We start from the raw sequence: 22,876 nt of genomic DNA, 5'->3' as shown, positions 1-22,876 counted from the left end.
TCCTGCTACTCTTTGAACGGGTTACGCGGCGTGGAGGCGCTGGCTTTTACCGCCGTGGTGCTACCCTGGCCCGGGAATGCCGGTAAAACGGCGTTATCTGACGGCTCGATAATCCCCAGCTTTTTCTCTTCCACGCGCTGCTGTTGACGAGCACGGATCTGGTCGTATTTCTCTTTCGAGGCCGCGCTGTAGTTGTCGTCGTCGCGCAGTACGGTGGTATGGATAAAGACCATCAGGTTACGCTTCGCCGTGTCCTGCGAGGTGTAGCGGAACAGCTGCCCGACAAGTGGAATATCCCCCAACAGAGGCACTTTGGAGACCGACTGTTTGGTGACGTTTTCCATCAGGCCGCCGAGCACCACCGTCTGCCCGCTGTGTACCATCACTTCGTTATTGATGGTGCGGGTGTTGAAGGTTGGGCCAAGGCTGGCATCTTCTGTTGCACTGTTGTCTACGCTGGAGACTTCCTGCTCGATCTTCAGATGGATCATGTCGCCATCGTTGATCTGTGGCACGATTTTGAGCTTAGTACCGACAGTTTTACGCTCAACAGAATTAAAGACGTTGTCGCCGCTGGTGGTTTGTGAACCGGAAAGTACCGGCACATCCTGACCGACGTTAAACGACGCTTCTTTGTTATCCAGCGTCACCACACTTGGCGTGGAGAGAATGTCGTTTTTGCCATCGGTCGAAAGCGCGGTCATCAGCGCACCGAAATCACCGTTAAAGAAGCCCGTTGCCAGACCGGTAAAACTCGCCCCTTTCATCGTGCCATTTTTAATCTGGCTAATCGGCAGGCCGGTAGAGCCAAACTGTACGCCGCCGTGCTTGCTGGTCCACTGCACGCCCAGATCCAGACCATTACCGTCCTGAACCTCAGCAATGATGGCCTCCACCAGCACCTGAGGACGGCGGATATCGAGTTTGTCGATCACCTTCTCCAGCGAATTCATCACGTTAGGTTGCGCGGTGATCACCAGAGAGTTGGTCGATTCATCGGCGGTAATATTCAGGTCAGTCGACGCCGCCGCGGTTTTACTTTTTGCCGTGCCCGGTTTATCTTTCAGCTGCTCGCCAATCCCGGTTAACACCGGAACCACTTTGCTGGCATTGGCATATTTGAGGTAGAACACGCGGGTGTTGCCCTCATTGCTCTGTTCGCGGTCGAGCTGGCCAATCAGCGAGCGGGTTCGCGCGCGCGCATCTTCCGGGCCGCTGATCACCAGGCTATTGGTTTCGTCGTCGGCCACCACTTTGGTCGCCAGCTGCGGTGCGTTTTGCCCTTTCTGCTCTTCGTTGTTGAGGTTATTCAACATATCCGAAAGCGCTTTGGCCGAGGCATAGTGCAGCGGCACAATTTCACGGCGCTGAACGCCATCTTTGTCGACGCGCTGTACCAGATCGACCAGGCGGTTAACCACGGAGGCTTTACCGGTCAGCAACAGCACGTTTGACGGTTCAAAATGCACGACGTTACCGATTCCGGAGGCGTCGTTTAACTGCCGCAGTAGCGGAGCCAGTTCACGTACCGGGACGTTCTCCATCCTGACCACACGGGTGATTATCTCATCGCCCTTGCCCGGATTTTTGCTGTCCGCAACGGGAACCCCGGCAGTACGCGCCACGCTTGAACGCACGACTTTCACCATCCCGTTATCCATCGGGATCACCGACAAACCATACAAATCGAGCACGCTCAGGAAGAACTGGTAATACTCATCTTCCGTCAGCACGTTGTAGGTTCTGACCGAGACCGTTCCCTGAACAGAGGGATCGACCAGAATGGTTTTATTTAAATTACGGCTCACCGTATCGATAAACTCGCGGATATCCGTATTTTTAAAACTCGCGCTAAAGTTAGCTGCGAACAGCGAACCCGAATATAACGACAATGCGGTCAGCGCCACGCACGCCCAGGGAAATTTCTTCATGTCTGTACACTTGTTAATTGTTTAGAACATTAACCCGAATATTTTCAAGGTGAGCGTGACGTCTGACGACGACCTCCGCTTCTTTCATTTTCGGCCAGTTAGCAACAATAGTTTTTGCATCACGTTCATTGGTCATATCGACAGAATTCACTTTTATCGCTACGTCCCCTTTTTGCAGCCCTGAATGCTTGTAGAAAGCGGACGCATTTCCTGGGTTAATGTTGTAACCTTCCAGTTGGCCCTTTTCGATTACGGGTTTTAACACCAGATAATCATTCAGATGTACGCTATCAGCACCGGCATCTTTCGTTGATTTAGCGACCGGGCCGCTTTCAACACCGCCCTTAAAATAATCAGGACGCTTTAATGCCAGTACCTGCGGAGTACCTTCATAATTAACCACCACATTATCTTTATTGATCTCCTGAATATAAGCATCGCCAAAACCAGACAGCGATTCCCCTTCACGATAGCTTTTCTGCCCACCCGACGTTTTAATCACAGCAAAGGAAAGCCAGGGATCGTCACTGCTGACAATCCCTTCTATTTCCGCCGCCAGAGGGGCTTTTACCGCAGCCGGTAAATTATCCTGACGCACTGCCGCTGTAAAAAGTGTAAACGTATTTTCTTCGGTACGTTTTCTCAGTGGCTGTTCATCCGAATTAGCCAAATTATTCGTAACTTTTTTATAATCTTTAAACGTCATATACCCTTGCTGACCGCAGAAAACCAGCAGCGCAAACATAATACAAGGGGTGATCCACTGTGACAGAAATGAGAATCTCATTTTTCACCTGGCCTTTAGCAAAGCAAAAATAAGCAGCGTCGTACTGCGCCAATATGTGAGGAAATAGTAATTACCCGCCCCGAATGCGACCACTGACTTTGCCACCAACTTTCATAAAGAAAAATATTGACCGTATAAAAACCAGATGTTAGGGCTCACCAGGAAGATATTTTTACCCTGTGTGCAAATTGACCATTTCCGGTGCTTACCTTACTTTCACGTCCTGTTGCTATGCCCTAAATAATTCGGGTTGCAGGCAGACGGCAAGCGAGCGAATCCCCGGACGCATAGAAAACTATGTGACCCGGGTGAGCGAACGCAGCCAACGCACCTGCGACCTGGAGTGTGACGGGTATATTCCTAATCAGAGACGGTAAATCGTTATGTATCAGAGCCACTTTTGTTTTAAACATCCGCCTTTCAGGAAGATCACCCGATTATCCGGGGATTTTCTGGTGCCTTATCATCAGGACGTGTTTAACCTGCTGAAAGAGAAAACCCAACAGGCGGGGATCACCGGGCTTTTTTATCATGACAGTCATCTGTTGGACTCGTTCAGCGACGTGCTGAAAACCAGCAACAGTGCCGTACTTTCCATTAATGCCTTTCCTAAACTGAGTGCCAGTAGCCTGCTGTACAAACTCAGCCCGGGAACAAAAGAGAGCAAGAACCGTATTCAGGCGGTGGATGCCGTGTTGCGCCAGTGGCAGGAAGAGCCGTCCTCACGCAAAGCGAAAGCCAAAATCCTGACGATCGCCCACAGCGAAGCCATGAAAGATAACTGCCGGGAAGTACTGGGGATGCTGCTCACGCGCGCCCGGGAGCTGGATTTCCGGTTGTCCGTCGTGCTGATGGGTTCTGCCGATCAGGACACCGCGCTGATGCAACAACCTGAACTGCGGGAATACATCCATACCCGTCATACTTTACGCCCCCTGACCTGCCGCGAATATCTCAGCTATGTGCAGGCGCAGTGTGAAGAACACGGGTGCGAACACGCCCCGTTACCCGCGGCACGCGTACGCAAAATGCATGCGCTGACAAAGGGAAACATCATCCAGTTGAATGAGCTGGCACATCTGTCGATGCTGGCGGCGTGGACGGAACGCGCGGAGAGTGTCGGCGCGCGCCATTTGCGCCTGGCAGCCGGTGAGATCCTGCCGGCAAAAAACCACGGTAAGCGCCTGGCAACCACTGGATTATTGGCCTCTGTGCTGTTCGCGGCCTGCGGCTGGTATTTGACCGCTTCTGTGAATGCAAGACTTCCCATCCGGCTACCCGTTCCGGCCAGCTGGAAACACCAGACGCCGGGCGCAGTCCGCCCCGTGGTACCGGTTATCGACAACGAAATGGTCAATCAGGCGGATGCGATGCACCAGCTTTACTTAATTTGGGGGTATGACACCTCGGCAGAAGAAGCATTGTGTCAGAACGCCGCGAAGGTAAACCTGATGTGTAAACAGGGGAATGCCTCACCGGACGCACTGGCGCATGAAGGTTATCCGTGGATCAGTGAACTGAAAACGGGCGGTCATCTTAACTATGCCGTCGTCGCCCGCGTCGGGGACAATTCAATCGATCTGCTGATGAACAACCGCACCTGGCAGGTGAGCCGTAACTGGTTCAGTCAGCATGCGACCGGCAATTATACGCAGCTGCATCGCCTGACGCCGGAGGGTAAAAACGCCATCAGTACCGCCAGTGACAGCAAAGATATGACCTGGCTCGATCAGCAATTAAGCCAGGTGCTCGCCCAGCCCGAAACACATTCCCGGAGCTGGACGGCGGAGATGATGAAACGCACTCGCGAGTTCCAGCAAAAAATGAACCTGCATGTGGACGGCATTCCTGGTGAAGATACGTTGATGCAGCTTATGCGTGAAACCCATACGACGCCGAGCGTGCTGATCCAGGTCCCTCAGACCACGACGGCGGTGAAACCGCAGGAGAAGAATTCCTGATGTCTACAATCTGTCTTGCGGCCCAGCGCAGCTACGCAACCGGGGAGGCCGTCTGGTTTTCGTACCGCTTCCCCAGCCTGAAGAAAATTGCCGGTAACACGTTATTGTGGATGCTGGGACTATGCACCATGCTGGTGGCCGGACTTTACGCACATGTTTACTGGAACCTGCGCCACCCGGCAGCCGAGCCGGTTAAGGCGAGCGTCGCCAAACCGGAAACGCAGCTTTCGGATATGCATTATGTGTACGTGAGTAAGCCGTTCCCGCATCCGCAACCCAAACCGGAGCCGCCAGCAAAAGCGATCCCTGCCATGCAGGATATGCCGATCAATAGTGATGCAGCAGACTGGCAGCAGGCACCTGACGGGGATATTCCGCGCGACACGTCGCACGATACCCTACCGGGAACCGAGGCACACGAGGATGCCCCCGCAAACACGGGCCAGGAAGATGCGTCAGTGGCCGAATTATTAAAGCAGGCATTAAAAGAACAGGAGCAGGATTATTCACAAGGCAAAATTCCCGCGCCACCGGTTGATGAAACGCAGGATAATTCACGGGCAAATGTGGGACATCAAGAGAACACCCGGTCTCCCTCAGGTAAAAAAGGAGACCAACTGGGATAATTAATATTTTTCCGGCAGGGTGGTGATGTTAAGGAGTCGACCCTTTTCCACCACAATATATTGCCCTTTTTTCAGATCGGACAGTATTTTGATGATGGTACTGCGCGCCAGGTTAGTGTATTCCTGAATATAGTCATAAACGTTGATATCACGTTGATGATAAATAATCAGTTCATTTATCTCTAACAAAAACTCGCGCACAACAGAGTAAGCACTGCGGGCAACCAAAACGTCATCACGTTTGCTCAGCATGCAGATATACCAGGAGAGCACCTTAGTGAGCTGTGGCCACAGGTTTTTCTCCGTCATCAGCTGAGCAAAAACCACTTTCGGGATAGAGCGAACCACCGCAGTCGTCCGTACCATGCCATACATGTGGGACGACTGGTAATAAATTGATGACAGGCCAAAGATACACTGACCTTGTAGCATGAACATACACAGTTCGTCTGATTCGCGGCGGAACTCAACTTCACCGCTGACAATGATATGAATATAGTCATTATCGCTGGTTGTTATTTTCTGCCATTTCTTTAAGGTTTTTTCTTCATAGCCCTCAGTTGCAGAAATAATGGCGTCCAGTTCACTGTGAGGGCGTAATTTTTTACCGTAAATGCTTAACATTGTTATACCCGTTTTAAGATGTTTATTTAAGATGTGAGAACCCGCAGTAACAATACTGCGAGCATTCCATTTGAAATAAAAAACCAGGCCGAGAAATAATCTCTGATTATAAGATTTATTGTGTGATTGCTTAGCGAGCTATGTGTCTATCATAGATTCGGGTAATATTAAGTCAATTAACTATAATTTAAATATCATTAAACCTAAGATTAATCTTAGGTTCATTCTGGACAGGATCCCCACTCAAACCCTGAAAAACGGGGGGAATTACCCCTGCCCGTATTTCTCTAAAAGCGCTTCGGCGATGGCCATCGTTTCGACATCCGCGACACCGTTCCACAGCGAGGGGCGGTAATGCATCTGAAACGCTGTAATCACTCTTTTCTGCTGCTGCTCTGTCGCGTTGTCAGGGACTTCATAACCATAACGCGCCAGCAGATCGAGCAATGCCGCACGATCCACGTCCTGATTACGTGGGCGACCATTGATGTAAAACGCGACGCGAGCGGGATCTGGCCAGGCACCTATCCCCTGCTTTGCCAACGCCTGCCACGGAAACAGCGGGCCAGGATCGTCCTTGCGCTGCGGTGCAATATCAGAATGCGCCACCACGTTCTGCGGTTTGATGTCGTAGCGGGCAATAATATCTTTGGCGAGAGGGATCAGTGCCGCAATTTGCGCGGGCTCGAACGGTGTGAAGGATTTCGTCCCCCCGGTCTTTTGCCAGCCACGGTTTTCCAGCTCAATACCGACAGACGTATCATTAATGCGGTTAGTGCCGCGCCAGAAGCTGATACCCGCATGCCAGGCCAGTTCGCTCTCTGGCACCAGCTGCCAGATGCGCGGTTTACCATCAGGAACAGGCGGGTTCGCGGGGATCAAATAGTGGGAGCTGACGTTTTTATCCGTCAGCGTTGCCAGCGAGCTGTCAAAATCATCGGCGGTGTAGTGGAGCACCAGCACCTTTATGCGTGGGTAGGCTGCCTGCGCCTGATGACGGGTATCCAGCTCATAGGTACCTTTATCAACAATGCCTTTTTCCGTGGCACAGCCTGCCAGCAACAGCGCCAGCAGGAAGGTTGAGAGCGTACGCTTCATCGACGGGTTTTCACCGCCGTACCGCTTACGCTCACCATCAGCATGCTGGCATCTTTACCGACCGTTTCGTAGTCAATATCAATCCCTACAACCGCATCTGCGCCCAGTGCCTGCGCCTGCTCGCCCAGCTCTTTGAACGCAATTTCACGCGCTTTACGCAGCTCTTTTTCATAAGCGCCAGAACGCCCACCGACGATGTCGCGGATCCCGGCAAAGAAGTCCCGGAAGATGTTCGCCCCGAGAATGGCCTCGCCCGTTACCACACCGCAATATTCAATAATCGGTTGTCCTTCCAGGGTTGGCGTCGTTGAAAATTGCATACTTTATCTCCTTCTTTAGCGTTCAATGCGTTAGCGTGTTGCTCAGGCAGCATTATCGGTTCGTTACGCTATGATTGAAAGGATAGTTAATAAATAAGGAAATCAACATGCGCTACTCTGCTTTAACGCTTTTAGTGCCCTGTGCGCTGGTGCTCAGCGCCTGTACCACCACGGTTACGCCAGCCTTTAAGGATATCGGTACCCGCAGCGGCCCATGTATTGATGGCGGCCCGGATACCGTGGCGCAGCAGTTTTATGATTATCGCATTCAGCACCGCAGTAACGACATCACGGCCCTGCGTCCGTACCTGAGCGATGGTCTGGCAAAGCGGCTCACCGATGCGTCGCGCGATCCGCAGCATAACGCGTTGCTGAAATCCGATCCGTTCTCCAGCCGGGCTACGCTGCCAGACAGCGCCGAGGTTGCCAGCGCCTCGACAATCCCGAACACCGATGCACGAAACATTCCCCTGCGCGTAAAACTGACCCAGGGCACCCAGACCTGGCAGGATGAAGTGCTGATGATCCGTGAAGGTCAGTGCTGGGCGGTGGACGACGTACGCTACGTTGGCGGTAGCGTTCATGCCCCGGCAGGTACGCTTCGCCAGTCGATTGAAAACCGCTAAACCAACCGTTATAAAATTGTACCCCCCGTAAAATGTGCGGCATTTCATACGGAATGCCGACATTTATACTTGTCGCCCTTGCGGTTCACTATTTTGTGCTATGTTTAGAGAGGTTTGCGGGTTATATTTAACTTTTAACGCAGAAATATTGCATAACTATTCTGTCAACGGTACTATCTGCGGCTTCAATGGCTATAGATTGCCTGGATGAGTAAAGACTGCCTCGATGAGTATTAAACTAAACGGCATTAACTGCTTTTACGGCGCACACCAGGCGCTGTTTGACATCACGCTGAACTGCCCGGAAGGCGAAACGTTGGTTTTGCTTGGCCCAAGCGGCGCAGGTAAAAGTTCTCTTTTGCGTGTCCTTAATCTGCTTGAAATGCCCCGTTCCGGTACGCTGGCGATTGCCGGCAACCATTTTGACTTCGCGAAAACCCCGTCAGAAAAAGCGATTCGCGAACTGCGTCAAAACGTCGGCATGGTCTTCCAGCAATACAACCTCTGGCCTCACCTGACCGTCCTGCAAAACCTGATTGAAGCGCCTTGTCGCGTGCTCGGTTTAAGCAAAGATCAGGCGATGGCACGTGCCGAGAAGTTGCTGGAACGTCTGCGTCTTAAACCGTACAGCGACCGTTATCCTCTGCACCTTTCAGGTGGTCAGCAACAGCGCGTGGCCATTGCCCGTGCTCTGATGATGGAGCCTGCGGTTCTGCTGTTTGATGAGCCGACCGCAGCGCTGGACCCGGAAATTACCGCCCAGATCGTGAGCATCATTCGTGAGCTGGCGGAAACCAACATTACACAAGTCATCGTTACCCATGAAGTGGAAGTGGCGCGCAAAACCGCCAGCCGCGTGGTTTACATGGAAAACGGGTATATCGTTGAGCAAGGTGATGCGAGCTGCTTCACGAACCCGCAAACCGATGCCTTCAAAAATTACTTATCTCACTGATGTGTTAGGGAAAATGATAATGAAAAAAGTATTGATTGCCGCGCTGCTTGCTAGCGTCAGCCTTTCCGCTACCGCAGCCCAGACCATTCGTTTCGCTACCGAAGCGTCTTATCCTCCGTTTGAATCCATCGACGCCAACAACAAAATTGTTGGCTTCGACGTGGATCTGGCTAACGCCCTGTGTAAAGAGATCGACGCCACCTGTACCTTCAGCAACCAGGCGTTTGACAGCCTGATCCCAAGCCTGAAGTTCCGCCGTATCGACGCCGTGATGGCGGGTATGGACATCACCCCTGAACGTGAAAAGCAGGTGCTGTTCTCCACGCCGTACTATGACAACTCCGCCCTGTTCATTGGTCAGAAAGGGAAATTCACCTCTATTGATCAGCTGAAAGGCAAGAAAGTTGGCGTGCAGAACGGTACCACGCACCAGAAATTCATTACCGATAAGCACCCGGAAATCACCACCGTTCCGTATGACAGCTACCAGAATGCGAAGCTGGATCTGCAGAATGGTCGTATTGACGGTGTGTTTGGTGATACCGCCGTGGTGACTGAATGGCTGAAAGCGAACGACAAACTGGCGGCTGTCGGTGACAAAGTGACAGATAAAGCGTACTTCGGTACCGGTCTCGGCATCGCCGTGCGTCAGGGCAACACTGACCTGCAGCAGAAATTCAACGCTGCGCTGGAAAAAGTGAAGAAAGACGGCACCTACGAAACCATCTACAAAAAATGGTTCCAGAAGTAATTCCTGATGAATGAAATTTTTCCTTTAGCAAGCGCCGCCGGGATGACCGTCGGCCTTGCCGTTTGTGCACTGATTATCGGCCTCGTGCTGGCGATGTTCTTTGCGGTATGGGAATCAGCGAAATGGTTCCCTGTCGCCTGGACGGGTTCCGCGCTGGTGACCGTGCTGCGTGGATTACCCGAGATTCTGGTCGTCCTGTTTATCTATTTCGGTTCCTCACAGCTGCTGTTAACGCTGTCAGACGGCTTTACCATCAATCTTGGGTTTGCGCAGATCCCGGTGCAGATGCAGATTGAAAACTTTGACGTCAGCCCGTTCCTGTGTGGCGTGATCGCCCTCTCCCTGCTCTACTCCGCCTATGCCTCGCAAACCCTGCGCGGCGCGCTGAAAGCGGTACCGCAGGGGCAGTGGGAATCTGGCCAGGCGTTAGGTTTATCGAAAGCGGCTATTTTCTTCCGTCTGGTGATGCCGCAGATGTGGCGTCATGCTCTGCCGGGTCTGGGTAACCAGTGGCTGGTACTGTTGAAAGACACCGCGCTGGTGAGCCTGATAAGCGTGAATGATTTGATGCTGCAAACCAAAAGTATCGCCACCCGTACCCAGGAACCGTTTACCTGGTACATTGTGGCGGCCGCTATCTACCTGGTGATCACGTTGCTGAGTCAGTACATCCTGAAGCGGATTGACCTGCGTGCAACACGTTTTGAACGGAGACCAGGCTGATGCTTGACTACTTACCCGAGCTGATGAAAGGGCTGCACACCAGCCTGACGCTGACTGTGGCGTCCATCATCGTGGCGCTGATCCTGGCACTCATCTTCACCATCATCCTGACGCTGAAAACGCCAGTGCTGGTGTGGATTGTGCGCGGCTACATCACCCTGTTTACCGGTACACCGCTGCTGGTGCAGATCTTCCTGATTTACTACGGCCCGGGCCAGTTCCCGTCGCTGCAGGAGTATCCGGTTATCTGGCATCTGCTCTCTGAACCGTGGCTGTGTGCCCTGATTGCTCTCTCCCTGAACAGTGCGGCCTATACCACCCAGCTGTTCTACGGTGCTATCCGGGCGATCCCGGAAGGGCAATGGCAGTCCTGCGGTGCGCTGGGCATGAGCAAAAAAGACACGCTGGCTATACTGCTGCCGTACGCCTTTAAGCGTGCGCTGTCCTCGTATTCCAACGAAGTGGTGCTGGTATTCAAAAGTACTTCTCTGGCCTACACCATTACGCTGATGGAAGTGATGGGCCACGGACAGCTGCTGTATGGACGCACCTACGACGTGATGGTGTTCGGTGCAGCGGGTCTGGTGTATCTGGTGGTGAACGGTCTGCTGACGTTGATGATGCGTCTGATTGAACGTAAAGCGCTGGCGTTCGAGCGCAGAAATTAATCACTCAGGTGCATAAATCTATATTCCCGATGCGGGTAACCTTATGGGTTGCCCGCTTTTTTTTGTGATAAAAATAATATTTAATCATTTTTATTGAATATAAATTCAATCACTGGCATTGTACATCCATGCCGCAGACACGGCGCATAATGACAAGATTGACAGACGGGAGTATTCAATGAAAAAGTTAGTTCTGGCCGCATTACTGGCAACTTTCGCCGCTGGCGCATCCGCCGCTGAGAAAATCAATTTCGGTGTTTCTGCTACCTACCCACCGTTTGAATCACTGGATGCCAGCAACCAGATTGTCGGGTTTGATATTGACCTGGCAAAAGCGCTGTGCAAACAGATGCAGGCCGACTGCACATTCACCAACCACGCATTTGACAGCCTGATCCCGTCTCTGAAATTCAAGAAATACGACGCGGTGATCTCCGGTATGGACATCACCCCAGAACGTAGCAAACAGGTCTCCTTCACCGACCCGTACTATGCAAACTCTGCGGTAGTGATTGCCAAAAAAGGCGAGTACAAATCCTTTGGCGAGCTGAAAGGCAAACGCATTGGGATGGAAAACGGCACCACGCACCAGAAATACCTGCAGGACAAACATCCTGAAGTGAAAACCGTGGCCTACGACAGCTACCAGAACGCGATTATCGACCTGAAAAATGGCCGTATCGATGGCGTGTTTGGTGACACTGCCGTGGTCAACGAGTGGCTGAAAACCAACCCGCAGCTGGGTACCGCCACTGAAAAAGTGACCGACCCGCAGTACTTTGGCACCGGTCTGGGTATCGCGGTTCGTCCGGATAACAAAGCCCTGCTGGAAAAACTGAACGGCGCGCTGAAAGCAATTAAAGCGGACGGGACGTATCAGAAAATCAGCGAGCAGTGGTTCCCGCAGTAATACTTTGTTGTCGGGTGGCTCGGCCTACGGGGGGTCTGTAGCCCGAGCCATCCGGCAACGTCTCACAGTGGTACAAAGAAGCGAAAACGGGCTCCGCTCACCGAATCCATCAGCCTGATCCCACCGCCGTGCAATTCCAGCATCCGTTTCACAATTAACAACCCTAACCCCCCGCGATTCTCCCGTGACGCCTGCGGGTTTAACGCAGAAGGACGCTGAAACAGCCCGCAGCGCAGCGCAGCATCAATGCCTGCCCCGCTGTCCGCCACTTCGACCTGCAGCTGCTCGTTCTCCTGCCACACCGCCATGCGGATCTCGCCACCCGGGGGCGTATGGCGTATCGCGTTATCCAGCAAATTGGTCACCACCCGCTCAATCATCGACACGTCGGCGTTTAAAAGTGGCAGAGGCCCCGGCACATCAATATGCAGATTCAGCTCACGCGTGCGCGCCGCCAGTTCAAACTTCTGCGCCACATCGGAAATCAGCTCTCCCATCGCAAAGCGCTCGCGCTGTGGTTTTATACCGCCGTGCTCAAGACGCGCCAGTTCAAACAGCTGTTGCGACAGATGCCGCACCTTTTGTCCCTGGCGCAGCGCGGTGGTGAGATATTGCTGGTGCTCCTGCGGCGTCAGCGTGGCGGATTTGAGCGACAGCGTCTCCAGATAGCCCAGCAATGAGGTAAGCGGCGTGCGCAGATCGTGCGAAATATTGGCAATAAACTCCCGGCGCTGACGGTCGCTATCGGCCAGGAGATCCCATTGCGTGGTGATTTTGCGCGCCAGCTCGATAAAGGTATTGCGCAGGATCGCCACTTCATCATTTGCCGCGGGCTCCGGCGGTTGTGCCGCCAGCTGTTTGATGGCAGTCATGCTGTCCTGCTCCAGCCCGGCGACCTCCAGCGTCAGGCGTTTCACCGGACGCGTCACCCAGTACCAGACCAGCAGCCCCGCCAGCAGGCCAAACAGCGCCACCAGCAACAACGACCAGAGTGCCGTGCTCCAGAGCGCTTTATGCCAGGCCATCTCTGCCAGCGCATTTGACTCTTCGCCCTGCAAAATAATGTAGAGATAGCCTTTCAGCTCACCGTCCTGACGCAATGGGGTAACGCTGAAGACTTTCTGCCCCTGGCTACGGGGGTCGTCTCCAAAAACCGGCATTGCCGCACCGTTGAGGAAGGTTTGCAATGGCGCAATATCGATTTTTTGCCGCTGAATATGGCCCGGAGGTGCTGCATCGGCCAGCAGATCGCCGTCGGGAGAGATGACATACAGCTCAACGCTCGGGTTAAAGGTCATCAGCCGATCGAACAGCGGTTTCAACACGCGGCGGTCGACGCTGCCCTGGGCGTCCAGAATCGGTTCACGCTGCACAATCTGTTGCGCCAGTCCCCCGGACAGCCGCTGCACCATTGCGTTGCCGTACTGCATGCTGCTGTAGAGCTGCACCGCGCAGGCAACGGTGGCGCAGAGCATCAGCAGCAGAATAAACAGCACCGTCAGCCGCTGGCTCAGGTTAAAGCGGCGCATCTTGATTCAGCTCCGCAAATTTGTAGCCTTTACCCCAGACGGTACGAATGATCTCCGGCTCGGCGGCATCTTTTTCAATCTTGATACGCAGGCGGTTAATGTGGGTGTTGACGGTATGTTCGTAACCCTCGTGCTGATAACCCCAGACCTGCTCAAGCAACGCCAGACGCGAGAAAACCTCGCCAGGATGACGGGCAAAGAAGTACAACAGTTCGAATTCGCGCGGGGTGAGATCGACCTCCTGCCCGTGCAGGCGTACCGTTCGCGCAAGCGGATCGAGCGTCAGGCCGTGAGCCTGAACGTGTCCGGTGGTCTGCGCCTGCCCCATCGCCTGCTGGCGGCGAAACAGCGCCTTGATGCGTGCAATCAGCTCCTGCACTGAGAACGGTTTTGCCAGGTAATCATCAGCGCCGGTTTCCAGCCCGGTAATGCGGTCGGTTTCGCTACTACGGGCGCTGATGATGATCACCGGCAGGTAACGGGTCATCTGGCGGATACGGCGACAAATTTCCAGCCCGTCGACATTAGGGAGCATCAAATCGAGGATGACGGCATCCCAGGGCTGTTTTTCCAGCCGGTGCAAGGCACTGCCCCCATCGGGTTCGTGGGTAATGGCGTAACCTTCATCTTCTAAATTGAGGCGCAGAAGCGCCGCGATATCGTGGTCATCTTCCACCAGCAGGATCTGCTTCATGGACAAGCCTTCATTCAATTCTGATGACTTAAGCTTACCTGATTTCGCAGAGGGGAAGAGTTCACATTTTGTTTAAGATTTCACGAGCAATGTCAGCACTTCATAATGCGCGGTATGCGGGAACATATCGAAAAGCTGAACGCGTTCGATACGGTAGCCTGGAAGATGGGCAATGTCTTTTGCCATTGTCTGCGCGTTGCAGCTGGAATAGACAATGTAATCCGGTGCCATCTGGCTCAGGTAGTCGCACAGGGCTTTCCCGATGCCACGCCGTGGCGGGTTGACCAGTACCAGCTCCGGCACATTGCCCTGGCCGGTGGCGAACTGGGTTGAGTCCAGCGCCTGGAAATGAAGGTCTGTTAACCCCAGCTCAGCGGCGGACTGTTTTGCACAGGCAATCGCTTCTGCAGAAATCTCAATCCCGGTCAGTTGCATTTCAGGGGTGGCACAGTGCAGACCGAATCCCCCCACGCCGCAGAATAAATCCCACATATGGCGGATATTTAACGCGCGGACCCAGTCGCGTGCAGTGGCGTACAGTGCACTCGCAACTGTCGGGTTTGTCTGGAAGAAACTTTGCGGACGGATCCACAGCGGCACACCGTTGAAGTTTTCTGCCAGCGCATGCTCCCCGGTGAAGAAAACTTCTGTGTCCCCTTCCATGATCGCCATATGCACCGGCTGAATATTCGCGGTAATGACCTTTAACTGAGGAAGCTGCTGCTGAAGCCACGGCAGCGCCGCACGCAATTGCTCAAGCTTAGCCTCTGAGCGCAGCACAAAACGCAGCATCATACCGCCGTCAATCTGGCTCTCGGTCAGAAGCAGGTATTTCAGCTCGCCGCGCTTACGGGCAACGTTATAGGGCGTTAACCCGGCACGGGCAATGAACGGCTTCAGTGCGGCAAAAACAGGTTCAAACGACGCAGGATAAAGCGGACAGTCGGTTAAATCTTCCGGTGTACCGTCGCGGTGCAACATCCCCAGCAGCGGTTTTTCAACGCTGCCGCTGACCACCATTTTGGCCTTATTACGAAAACCCTGCTCTGGCCCACTAACGGGTGCGCACCACTCTCCCACCGCGTGTTCAGCCAGCAGCTGTTGCAGGTCGGCCATTTTGGCGGTGAGTTGTTGGGGAACCGGCTGTTCTATCCACTGACAGGAGCGGCAGCGACCGGCGTCATAGAGTGCGCACTGCATATGAAGACCTTAAGAATCACGAGGGCTGCGATTATACACATTATTGCAGACGGAAGAACCGCCGACTGGATGCGGGCACAAAGAGCAGGAACAGCACCAGCATATCCGGGAGTTTCTGCATCACCAGTGCGCGTAAAATCTCGCGCTTCGATTCCCCCGCAATGCTGAACAGTTCCGGGTAGCCATAACCCAGTGACGCCGCCCACAGGTAGCCTGCCGCAACAATTTGCGTCAGCAGATAAACCCAGCGCGCCCAGTTGCGCCCTTTGACCAGTGAGAACGCGCAGTAAATCTCGATAAACACCAGCACCAGGCTGCTTAAAAAGACCAGCGTCAGATTCCACGTCTGCACGCTGCGGTGAATGAATTCCCCTATGCCACGCGCGCCCAGGGTGTTCAGAATCATCAGCACATCGAGACAGCGGATCATAATAATGGCGAGCGCCGCCACCTGCACCAGCGCAGGAACATTCGGACGAGCGTGCGTAATACGTGATTTTTTTAATAATCCCAATGTTTTACTTCCCTGAAAAACAGTGCCGCGTCATGCGCGGCACTTCACTGGAAATTTTAAATGCTTCAGCCGCGTCTTGCACGCTGGATATCACGCACGCGTTGTTTTTCCGCGCGCGCCATCAAATACCAGGCGATAAATCCGACAATTCCGACCACGCCGAGGATGATGGATGCCAGGGCGTTGATCTCCGGGTTTACCCCCATGCGCACGCTGGAGAAGACCAGCATTGGCAGCGTCGTGGCTCCCGGGCCGGAGACAAAGCTGGCGATGACCAGGTCGTCAAGTGACAACGTAAACGCCAGCAGCCAGCCGGAGATCACCGCAGGCATGATCATCGGCAGGGTAATGATGAAAAAGACCTTCAGCGGTGTTGCGCCGAGATCCATCGCCGCCTCTTCAATAGAGCGATCCAGTTCGCGCAGACGCGAAGAGATCACCACCGCCACATAGGCGGTACAGAAGGTGACGTGCGCCAGCCAGATGGTGAGCATACCGCGATCCGCTGGCCAGCCGATGGCATGCGCCAGGGCGACAAACAGCAGCAGCAGCGACAGACCGGTGATGACGTCCGGCATGACCAGCGGTGCCGTGATCATAAAAGCAAAACCGTTCGCTCCGCGAAAATGCCCAAAACGCACCATCACCATTGCCGCAATAGTGCCGAGGACAGACGCCATTGTGGCGGCACAGGCGGCAATGGTCAGGCTTAGCACCACCGCACTCATCATCGCATCATCGTGGAACAGTTCACTGTACCAGCGCGTCGACCAGCCCGCCCACACCGTCACCAGTTTCGAGCTGTTGAACGAGTAGATCACCAGCATCAGCATTGGTGCATACAGGAAGGTAAACCCAAGCACCAGGATCAGAATTCGCCACGGGGAGCGCACTACCGGTAAGTTGTTCATCCGTGATCTCCCATCTGTTTTTGCTGATGCTTGTGGAACCACATGATCGGCACGATCAGCAGCAGCAACATCACAATCGCCACCGCCGACGCCACCGGCCAGTCGCGGTTGTTGAAGAACTCTTGCCACAGCACGCGGCCAATCATGATGCTGTCCGGGCCACCAAGCAGTTCCGGGATCACGAACTCCCCAACCGCCGGAATAAACACCAGCATCGAACCGGCGATAATCCCGCCTTTGGTCAGCGGAACAATCACGCTAAAGAACGTCTTCAGCGGGCGGGCTCCCAGGTCAAGTGAGGCTTCCACCAGCGAATAATCGATGCGCGTCAGGGCGGTATAGATTGGCAACACCATAAACGGCAGATAGGCGTACACAATCCCGATATACACCGCGAGATTGGTATGCAGGATCGTCAGCGGCTGGTCGATAACCCCCAGCCACATCAGGAAGTTATTCAACACGCCGTTGTTTTTCAGGATCCCCATCCACGCGTAAACGCGGATCAGGAATGACGTCCATGACGGTAAAATGACCAGCAGCAGCAGAATGTTGCGTGTCGATGGCTTACTGTGCGCCACTGCCCACGCCAGCGGGTAACCCAACAGCAGACAGCAGATCGTCGAGATCGCCGCCACCTGCAATGACTGCAAATAGGCTTCGAAATAGAGCGGATCGTCCGTCAATTGCAGGAAATTGCCGACATTCAGCGTCAGCGTCAGTTGTCCATCGGCCCATTCCATCAGGTTGGTATATGGCGGAATAGACCGCGCCATTTCTGCCAGGCTTATCTTGAAAACAATCAGGAACGGCAGCATAAACAGCAGGATCAGCCACACGTAGGGCATGGCGATCACCAGCTTGCGGCCATGTGTCATCTGTATGCGCGCCAGCCAGTGTGCAAAACCGCCCGGTTTTTCTGCGCGGGCTGGAGGTTCAAGTGTACTCATTGGCCGCTCCTTATACCGTCAGCACTACACAACTGTCTGCATCCCAGCACAGGCGCACTTCGTCACCCCAGGTGGGTAGCCCTTTACGGTAGCGATGTTCGTTTTGCAGCTGAGCGCTGAGCATCTGTCCGCTCGTCAGTCGCACATGATAAATAGAGAGATCGCCCAGATAAGCAATGTGTACCACCTCCCCGACGGCAAAGTTATAGCCATCGGCTGGCGGCTCTTCACAGAGCATGATTTTTTCCGGGCGCAGAGCGATATAAACCGGAACGTTGTCCACCACAGAGGCATCCGGGTCCACCTTCAGCGGGTGTACCAGCCCCGGCGATTCAAGCACCAGACCGTCGTCATGGCGCGCCTTCACCAACCCTTCGAAGACATTCACCGAGCCGATAAACTCGGCGCTGTAGCGGGTGGTCGGGTGCTCGTAAATCTCCTCCGGCTCGCCGATTTGCACAAACTTACCGCGATTCATAATCGCGATACGCCCGGCCATCGTCATCGCCTCTTCCTGGTCGTGGGTCACCATCACGCAGGTCACTCCCACGCGTTCGAGAATATCCACCACTTCCAGCTGCATACGGTCGCGCAGTTTTTTATCCAGTGCGCCCATCGGTTCATCAAGCAACAGCAGTTTCGGACGTTTCGCCAGGCTTCTGGCCAGCGCCACACGCTGACGTTGACCGCCAGAGAGCTGGTGCGGCTTACGTTTTGCGAACTCCTGCATATGCACCAGGCTCAACATCTCCGCCACTCGCGCGGTAATTTCGGCTTTCGGCAGTTTGTCCTGCTTGAGGCCAAAAGCGATGTTCTGCTCAACCGTCATGTGCGGAAACAGCGCGTAAGACTGGAACATCATGTTGATCGGTCGTTGATACGGCGGTACGCGGGAGAGGTCGACACCATCCAGCACAATCTGTCCGGTGGTGGGCTGTTCAAAACCTGCCAGCATACGCAGTAATGTGGATTTACCGCAGCCAGATGCCCCGAGCAGGGCAAAAATTTCACCTTTGTAGATAGTCAGGCTGACGTCATCCACGGCATGCTGGCCATCAAAAGATTTGGTGAGGTTACGGATTTCAAGAAGCGGGGTCAGCGCTTTACGGACTTTCGCCTGCGGGCGGGGGATCGCGTCATTCACGGGGTGCTCTCCGGCATAAATCAAAACTGGTGCAAACGCACCATCAGGGTGCGCATCGCCGGGCAGCACTAACGCCTGCCCGGCCTGGAACTCACTGAATATTATTTACCGCTTTTCACTCTGGTCCACGCACGGGTGCGCACGCGGTCAATTTTTGGATCCTGAACCTTCAGGGTAAACAGCTTGGCGAAGACATCCGCAGGCGGATAGATGCCCGGGTTATCACGCACTTCCGCGCTGACCAGCGGTACAGACGCTTTGTTACCGTTAGCGTAGAACACGTGGTCGCTGATGTGGGCAATCACATCCGGACGCATCAGGTAATTGAGGAACTGATAAGCTTCATCTTTGTTTTTCGCATCAGCAGGCATCGCGAAGACATCAAAGAACGCCAGCGCGCCCTCTTTTGGAATGAAGTAGGAAATATTCACGCCATTTTTCGCCTCTTTCGCACGATTAGCCGCCTGCCAGACATCCCCCGCCCAGCCGATAGCCACGCAGATGTCGCCGTTTGCCAGGTCGTTAATGTACTGAGAGGAGTGGAAGTAGCGAATATTCGGACGCAGCTTCAGCAGCAGATCGGTAGCCGGGCCGGTGTAGTCATCGGCTTTGCTGCTGTTCGGAACTTTGCCCAGGTAGTTAAGTACGGTGGCGAAAATCTCTTCCGGTGCGTCGAGGAATGACACGCCGCAGCTTTTCAGTTTCTCAAGGTTTTCAGGCTTCAGCACCACATCCCAGCTATCGAGCTTGACGTCTTTACCCAGCACCGCTTTGACTTTATCAACGTTATAGCCGATACCAGTGGTCGCCCACAGGTAAGGCATCGCGTATTTGTTGTCCGGGTCGTGTTTAGCCACCAGCTTCAGCACGTCAGGATCGAGGTTTTTCCAGTTCGGAAGTTTGCTTTTATCCAGCGGCTGGAAGACACCTGCCGTCAGTTGACGCTCCAGGAAGCTTGCAGAAGGTACCACGAGGTCAAACCCGGTACTGCCTGCCATCAGTTTTCCTTCCAGCACTTCGTTGGAATCGAAAACGTCGTAAACCACTTTAATGCCGGTCTCTTTTTCAAAATTGGCGACCGTGTCCGGTGCAATATAGTCAGACCAGTTATAGATATGCAGCGTTTTTTGTTCCGCAGCGAGCGTACCGACAGAGACAGCCATCAGAGCACCCGCAACCAGACCCGATAACCATTTTTTATTCAAGGCGATCATATTGTTATTCCTTCTGAAAGCTCGTTAACAAACGAACTAAAACTATGCAATCTGAAGATATGCAAAAACCATGCATATTTTGTCGCTCTGACCGAAATAAAATAACAGACTCTATCCGGCAGTATTCGCTCGCTTTTTTAAGCATCGCAAGAATAACTGTAGCCCGTGTCTCCGGCTATAGCCCAGACGAAAAAACGCCTTTTATCAATTTTTTATGCACGTTATATCTACGTGATAAGCCGAAACCGCTTTCAGGGAGGTGAAATATTCTTTAAGGAAAGGTTAAAAGCAGCAGAAAAAATGGTGTTATGCAGCCGCTCTGGCAGCGACTGCGCGGATATCAGACAGGTTTAGTGGAGAAAATTGGGAGATGCATCATTATTCTCTGCATCATCTTCAGTGCTATACAGTAAATGATGTGCATTGGCTTCCATCATTACCATCGAAATTTGCTCTTCGCTCTGGCGCATGAACCAGGAGAACTGTTTGAAGGAAAGTCCCGCTCCGGCGAATAAAGACTGGCAAACGACCAGTTTTGGCAGATTATCATCCTGTATGTCGAGAAATGCTTTGACCGTCAAAGAACTGGCATTGATAGCCGACAGATCGGATGCCAGTGCCAGTAACGCAGACGGTTTCACTTCAGCCAGCGCAGAGAAGAGGATCACGTCGTTGATGAGATCGATTTTGGCATCGAAAATGCCATCAAAATTTTGCATATGAGGCAAATGCAGCGCCTGGCAGGAATCACATTCAAAAAAGGTGATACCAGCATCATCAAGCCATTGACGTAATGTATCCAGTGTAGGAACGACCTGTAAATCCATCGCTGTGCAGCCTCTTTAATAAAAACTTCGCATAGATTACGCAAAAAGTGTGCTGAATTCCATTTAACCGCCCGTTTTAAGACAGTAACCCGGCGTCGCATGACGCTCGATCCATGAGATCATTTTACCCGCAATATCGACCCCGGTCGTTTTTTCCACCCCTTCCAGCCCTGGCGATGCATTAACCTCCATCACCAGCGGCCCGCGGGACGCACGCAGGATGTCCACACCCGCCACATCCAGGCCTAACGTTTGCGCCGCTTTTACGGCAATTTCGCGCTCACGTGCGGTGATATCCGCCACGCGCGCCACACCACCACGGTGCAGGTTAGAGCGGAAATCCCCCTCTTTCGCCTGACGCTCAATGGCCGCAACGACCTCATCGCCGACCACAAAGCAACGGATGTCACGCCCTTTGGCTTCTTCAATATATTCCTGCACCAGGATATGGGCATTGAGGCCGCGAAACGCGTCAATCACGCTCTCTGCCGCCTGCCGGGTTTCCGCCAGCACGACGCCAATCCCCTGAGTGCCTTCCACCAGCTTTATCACTAACGGCGCACCACCCACCATGTCGATCAGATCGCTGGTGTCATCCGGAGAGTGAGCAATGCCGGTCACGGGCAGATCGATCCCCTGACGGGCAAGCAGTTGCAGGGAGCGAAGTTTATCGCGGGCGCGTGAGATGGCGACGGATTCATTAAGGGGATAGCTGCCGAGCATTTCAAACTGACGCAAGGCGGCCGTGCCATAAAAGGTAATCTGCGAGCCAATGCGCGGTATAACCGCATCAAATCGTGGCAGCTGGCGACCTTTATAGTGAATGGACGACGCTGCGGGATCGATGTTCATATAGCAAGACATTGGATCGAGAATGTCAACCTGATGGCCGCGTTTCGCCGCGGCATCTCGCAGGCGTTTACATGAGTAGAGCGTTCCATCCCGGGACAAAATGGCAATTTTCACCCTGCACCTCTCTAAAGACATAGGAAAAGCCTGCGTATCATATACACAAAATCATGCAAGTTGTATCACAGCAGCCTGAAGGATGAGGTGCATACACGCAGGCAGGCGCAGAAGGAATGGACTAGCGCGTTGCCCAGCCCTGTTTGTGCAAATAGTCGAGAATAAACGGGCGATTTTCTTTAATGATGGTACGACGGATATGGTCACTCCACGTGTCGCGGCGGTTATTGCTGCCGCGCGTCATATAGTAGTGCGCCAGCTCCTCGTCGTATTGTGCCAACACGTCCCGATCGATCGGCTGATAGTGGTTTTCATGCATGATTATCGTGGCGGGCAGGCGCGGCTTCACGTCCGGGTTATCCGCCGGCCACCCGAGGCACAGGCCGAACAGTGGCAGCACATGTTTAGGGAGCTTCAGCAGTTCGGTCACGCTGTCAATATTGTTACGCAGGCCGCCGATATACACCCCACCCAACCCCAGCGATTCCGCCGCCGTCAGCGCGTTTTGTGCCATCAGGGCAGTATCGACGACACCCAACAGCAGCTGTTCCGCCAGGCCCAGTTCAGCTTCAGGGCAAATCTGCAGGTGGCGGTTAAAGTCGGCACAGAACACCCAGAACTCAGCCGCCTGAGCCACATGCTTCTGTCCGCCCGTCAGCGTCACCAGCTGTTCACGCATTGCCGGGTCGGTAATGCGAATAATAGAGCTGCATTGCAGGAAGCTGGAGCTGGAGGTTCCCCTTGCACTGTCAATAATCGCTTCACGCTGCGCCCGGGTAACCTGCTGGTCGGTGAAGTGACGAATCGAACGGTGGGAACGGAGCAGGTCAATGGTTGGCGTCATTCTCTCTCTCTTTAACTGTCTGAACACGGTCTAACAGCCAGTATAGGAAATGTTGTGTGCCGTGTAATTGGCGAAACATAGCCTGACTATATCAAAGTGACAG

The 22,876-nt window shown here is 53.6% G+C and carries 24 protein-coding genes; 8 read left to right on the top strand and 16 right to left on the bottom strand.

Annotated elements, in window-relative coordinates; genetic code table 11:
* Positions 1-5: 5 nt before the first annotated feature.
* Entirely contained in the window at positions 6-1,931 is a 1,926-nt protein-coding gene (gspD, locus tag HV318_RS21430) for a type II secretion system secretin GspD (protein WP_182274333.1), read from the bottom strand.
* A 13-nt stretch (positions 1,932-1,944) separates the two neighbouring features.
* Entirely contained in the window at positions 1,945-2,676 is a 732-nt protein-coding gene (gene gspC, locus HV318_RS21425; protein WP_182274332.1) for a type II secretion system protein GspC, read from the bottom strand.
* Between the two features lie 425 nt (positions 2,677-3,101).
* On the opposite strand from gspC, the gene HV318_RS21420 reads away from it, so the two are divergent.
* Together HV318_RS21420 and HV318_RS21415 are read left to right on the top strand one after the other, a co-directional pair.
* Positions 3,102-4,679, top strand: a complete 1,578-nt coding sequence (locus tag HV318_RS21420; protein WP_182274331.1) for an ExeA family protein — start codon at positions 3,102-3,104, stop codon at positions 4,677-4,679.
* Positions 4,679-5,305, top strand: coding sequence for a type II secretion system protein GspB, cryptic system variant (locus tag HV318_RS21415; RefSeq protein ID WP_182274330.1), 627 nt, complete (start codon positions 4,679-4,681; stop codon positions 5,303-5,305). Before HV318_RS21420 ends, HV318_RS21415 begins: the two co-directional genes overlap by 1 nt.
* On the opposite strand, the gene HV318_RS21410 is transcribed toward HV318_RS21415, so the two are convergent.
* From HV318_RS21410 to HV318_RS21400, 3 genes are all read right to left on the bottom strand, one after another.
* Positions 5,306-5,929 carry a helix-turn-helix domain-containing protein gene (locus HV318_RS21410; protein WP_182274329.1) on the bottom strand — a complete coding sequence of 208 codons (624 nt, stop codon included), beginning with the start codon at positions 5,927-5,929 and terminating at the stop codon, positions 5,306-5,308.
* Between the two features lie 267 nt (positions 5,930-6,196).
* Complete coding sequence (locus HV318_RS21405) at positions 6,197-7,027, bottom strand: N-acetylmuramoyl-L-alanine amidase (RefSeq protein WP_182274328.1); 831 nt, start codon at positions 7,025-7,027, stop codon at positions 6,197-6,199.
* Entirely contained in the window at positions 7,024-7,347 is a 324-nt protein-coding gene (locus HV318_RS21400) for a heavy metal-binding domain-containing protein (RefSeq protein WP_182274327.1), read from the bottom strand. Before HV318_RS21400 ends, HV318_RS21405 begins: the two co-directional genes overlap by 4 nt.
* A gap of 107 nt (positions 7,348-7,454) precedes the next feature.
* Here HV318_RS21400 and HV318_RS21395 point away from each other — a divergent pair, with 107 nt between their 5' ends.
* The 6 genes from HV318_RS21395 (at position 7,455) to artJ (ending at position 11,980) form a co-directional block, all read left to right on the top strand.
* Entirely contained in the window at positions 7,455-7,973 is a 519-nt protein-coding gene (locus tag HV318_RS21395) for a lipoprotein (protein ID WP_182274326.1), read from the top strand.
* Positions 7,974-8,199: 226 nt separating this feature from the next.
* Complete coding sequence (artP, locus tag HV318_RS21390) at positions 8,200-8,928, top strand: arginine ABC transporter ATP-binding protein ArtP (RefSeq protein ID WP_182274325.1); 729 nt, start codon at positions 8,200-8,202, stop codon at positions 8,926-8,928.
* A 19-nt stretch (positions 8,929-8,947) separates the two neighbouring features.
* Positions 8,948-9,679 carry an arginine ABC transporter substrate-binding protein ArtI gene (artI, locus tag HV318_RS21385; protein WP_182274324.1) on the top strand — a complete coding sequence of 244 codons (732 nt, stop codon included), beginning with the start codon at positions 8,948-8,950 and terminating at the stop codon, positions 9,677-9,679.
* Positions 9,680-9,685: 6 nt separating this feature from the next.
* Positions 9,686-10,402, top strand: a complete 717-nt coding sequence (artQ, locus tag HV318_RS21380; RefSeq protein WP_182274323.1) for an arginine ABC transporter permease ArtQ — start codon at positions 9,686-9,688, stop codon at positions 10,400-10,402.
* Positions 10,402-11,070: an arginine ABC transporter permease ArtM gene (gene artM / locus HV318_RS21375; RefSeq protein ID WP_182274322.1), complete on the top strand. Its 669-nt coding sequence runs from the start codon at positions 10,402-10,404 to the stop codon at positions 11,068-11,070. The genes artQ and artM overlap by 1 nt, the downstream gene beginning before the upstream one ends.
* A gap of 178 nt (positions 11,071-11,248) precedes the next feature.
* Positions 11,249-11,980, top strand: a complete 732-nt coding sequence (gene artJ, locus HV318_RS21370; protein ID WP_182274321.1) for an arginine ABC transporter substrate-binding protein ArtJ — start codon at positions 11,249-11,251, stop codon at positions 11,978-11,980.
* Positions 11,981-12,042: 62 nt separating this feature from the next.
* Here artJ and HV318_RS21365 read toward each other — a convergent pair whose 3' ends face one another.
* The 11 genes from HV318_RS21365 to nfsA form a co-directional block, all read right to left on the bottom strand.
* The gene (locus tag HV318_RS21365; protein ID WP_182274320.1) at positions 12,043-13,509 is read right to left on the bottom strand and encodes a sensor histidine kinase; all 1,467 of its coding nucleotides are present in this window, start codon (positions 13,507-13,509) and stop codon (positions 12,043-12,045) included.
* A complete protein-coding gene (locus HV318_RS21360; RefSeq protein WP_182274319.1) occupies positions 13,496-14,203 on the bottom strand; it encodes a response regulator transcription factor in 708 nt (235 codons plus the stop codon). The genes HV318_RS21365 and HV318_RS21360 overlap by 14 nt, the downstream gene beginning before the upstream one ends.
* Before the next feature lie 72 nt (positions 14,204-14,275).
* Positions 14,276-15,403, bottom strand: a complete 1,128-nt coding sequence (rlmC, locus tag HV318_RS21355) for a 23S rRNA (uracil(747)-C(5))-methyltransferase RlmC (RefSeq protein ID WP_182274318.1) — start codon at positions 15,401-15,403, stop codon at positions 14,276-14,278.
* A 40-nt stretch (positions 15,404-15,443) separates the two neighbouring features.
* A complete protein-coding gene (locus HV318_RS21350) occupies positions 15,444-15,917 on the bottom strand; it encodes a YbjO family protein (RefSeq protein WP_182274317.1) in 474 nt (157 codons plus the stop codon).
* A 65-nt stretch (positions 15,918-15,982) separates the two neighbouring features.
* Positions 15,983-16,828 carry a putrescine ABC transporter permease PotI gene (potI, locus tag HV318_RS21345; RefSeq protein WP_182274316.1) on the bottom strand — a complete coding sequence of 282 codons (846 nt, stop codon included), beginning with the start codon at positions 16,826-16,828 and terminating at the stop codon, positions 15,983-15,985.
* Positions 16,825-17,778, bottom strand: coding sequence for a putrescine ABC transporter permease PotH (gene potH / locus HV318_RS21340; RefSeq protein ID WP_182274315.1), 954 nt, complete (start codon positions 17,776-17,778; stop codon positions 16,825-16,827). Before potH ends, potI begins: the two co-directional genes overlap by 4 nt.
* A gap of 10 nt (positions 17,779-17,788) precedes the next feature.
* Positions 17,789-18,922, bottom strand: coding sequence for a putrescine ABC transporter ATP-binding subunit PotG (gene potG / locus HV318_RS21335; RefSeq protein WP_182274314.1), 1,134 nt, complete (start codon positions 18,920-18,922; stop codon positions 17,789-17,791).
* Positions 18,923-19,023: 101 nt separating this feature from the next.
* The gene (potF, locus tag HV318_RS21330) at positions 19,024-20,136 is read right to left on the bottom strand and encodes a spermidine/putrescine ABC transporter substrate-binding protein PotF (RefSeq protein WP_182274313.1); all 1,113 of its coding nucleotides are present in this window, start codon (positions 20,134-20,136) and stop codon (positions 19,024-19,026) included.
* 350 nt (positions 20,137-20,486) lie between these two features.
* Positions 20,487-20,963, bottom strand: coding sequence for a YbjN domain-containing protein (locus HV318_RS21325; protein ID WP_182274312.1), 477 nt, complete (start codon positions 20,961-20,963; stop codon positions 20,487-20,489).
* Between the two features lie 63 nt (positions 20,964-21,026).
* Positions 21,027-21,929: a 30S ribosomal protein S6--L-glutamate ligase gene (gene rimK, locus HV318_RS21320; RefSeq protein ID WP_182274311.1), complete on the bottom strand. Its 903-nt coding sequence runs from the start codon at positions 21,927-21,929 to the stop codon at positions 21,027-21,029.
* Positions 21,930-22,050: 121 nt separating this feature from the next.
* Positions 22,051-22,773: a nitroreductase NfsA gene (gene nfsA / locus HV318_RS21315; protein WP_182274310.1), complete on the bottom strand. Its 723-nt coding sequence runs from the start codon at positions 22,771-22,773 to the stop codon at positions 22,051-22,053.
* Positions 22,774-22,876 lie beyond the last annotated feature (103 nt).

This window comes from Enterobacter sp. RHBSTW-00901 (assembly GCF_014103115.1).
GTDB classification, from domain to species: Bacteria; Pseudomonadota; Gammaproteobacteria; order Enterobacterales; family Enterobacteriaceae; genus Enterobacter; species Enterobacter cloacae_P.
The sequence above is the reverse complement of the archived record's forward strand: the minus strand, read 5'-3'. Positions and strand labels throughout refer to the sequence as shown.

Bases quoted from the DNA above. Each gene is read 5' to 3' on its own strand.
- HV318_RS21420 (WP_182274331.1), top strand. From the start codon at position 3,102: ATGTATCAGAGCCACTTTTGTTTTAAACATCCGCCTTTCAGGAAGATC.
- HV318_RS21360 (WP_182274319.1), bottom strand. From the start codon at position 14,203: ATGAAGCAGATCCTGCTGGTGGAAGATGACCACGATATCGCGGCGCTT.
- nfsA (WP_182274310.1), bottom strand. From the start codon at position 22,773: ATGACGCCAACCATTGACCTGCTCCGTTCCCACCGTTCGATTCGTCAC.
- HV318_RS21325 (WP_182274312.1), bottom strand. From the start codon at position 20,963: ATGGATTTACAGGTCGTTCCTACACTGGATACATTACGTCAATGGCTT.
- gspC (WP_182274332.1), bottom strand. From the start codon at position 2,676: ATGTTTGCGCTGCTGGTTTTCTGCGGTCAGCAAGGGTATATGACGTTT.
- HV318_RS21405 (WP_182274328.1), bottom strand. From the start codon at position 7,027: ATGAAGCGTACGCTCTCAACCTTCCTGCTGGCGCTGTTGCTGGCAGGC.
- HV318_RS21410 (WP_182274329.1), bottom strand. From the start codon at position 5,929: ATGTTAAGCATTTACGGTAAAAAATTACGCCCTCACAGTGAACTGGAC.
- potH (WP_182274315.1), bottom strand. From the start codon at position 17,778: ATGAGTACACTTGAACCTCCAGCCCGCGCAGAAAAACCGGGCGGTTTT.
- artP (WP_182274325.1), top strand. From the start codon at position 8,200: ATGAGTATTAAACTAAACGGCATTAACTGCTTTTACGGCGCACACCAG.
- rlmC (WP_182274318.1), bottom strand. From the start codon at position 15,403: ATGCAGTGCGCACTCTATGACGCCGGTCGCTGCCGCTCCTGTCAGTGG.
- artJ (WP_182274321.1), top strand. From the start codon at position 11,249: ATGAAAAAGTTAGTTCTGGCCGCATTACTGGCAACTTTCGCCGCTGGC.
- HV318_RS21395 (WP_182274326.1), top strand. From the start codon at position 7,455: ATGCGCTACTCTGCTTTAACGCTTTTAGTGCCCTGTGCGCTGGTGCTC.
- gspD (WP_182274333.1), bottom strand. From the start codon at position 1,931: ATGAAGAAATTTCCCTGGGCGTGCGTGGCGCTGACCGCATTGTCGTTA.
- artI (WP_182274324.1), top strand. From the start codon at position 8,948: ATGAAAAAAGTATTGATTGCCGCGCTGCTTGCTAGCGTCAGCCTTTCC.
- HV318_RS21415 (WP_182274330.1), top strand. From the start codon at position 4,679: ATGTCTACAATCTGTCTTGCGGCCCAGCGCAGCTACGCAACCGGGGAG.
- potI (WP_182274316.1), bottom strand. From the start codon at position 16,828: ATGAACAACTTACCGGTAGTGCGCTCCCCGTGGCGAATTCTGATCCTG.
- HV318_RS21400 (WP_182274327.1), bottom strand. From the start codon at position 7,347: ATGCAATTTTCAACGACGCCAACCCTGGAAGGACAACCGATTATTGAA.
- artQ (WP_182274323.1), top strand. From the start codon at position 9,686: ATGAATGAAATTTTTCCTTTAGCAAGCGCCGCCGGGATGACCGTCGGC.
- potF (WP_182274313.1), bottom strand. From the start codon at position 20,136: ATGATCGCCTTGAATAAAAAATGGTTATCGGGTCTGGTTGCGGGTGCT.
- artM (WP_182274322.1), top strand. From the start codon at position 10,402: ATGCTTGACTACTTACCCGAGCTGATGAAAGGGCTGCACACCAGCCTG.
- HV318_RS21365 (WP_182274320.1), bottom strand. From the start codon at position 13,509: ATGCGCCGCTTTAACCTGAGCCAGCGGCTGACGGTGCTGTTTATTCTG.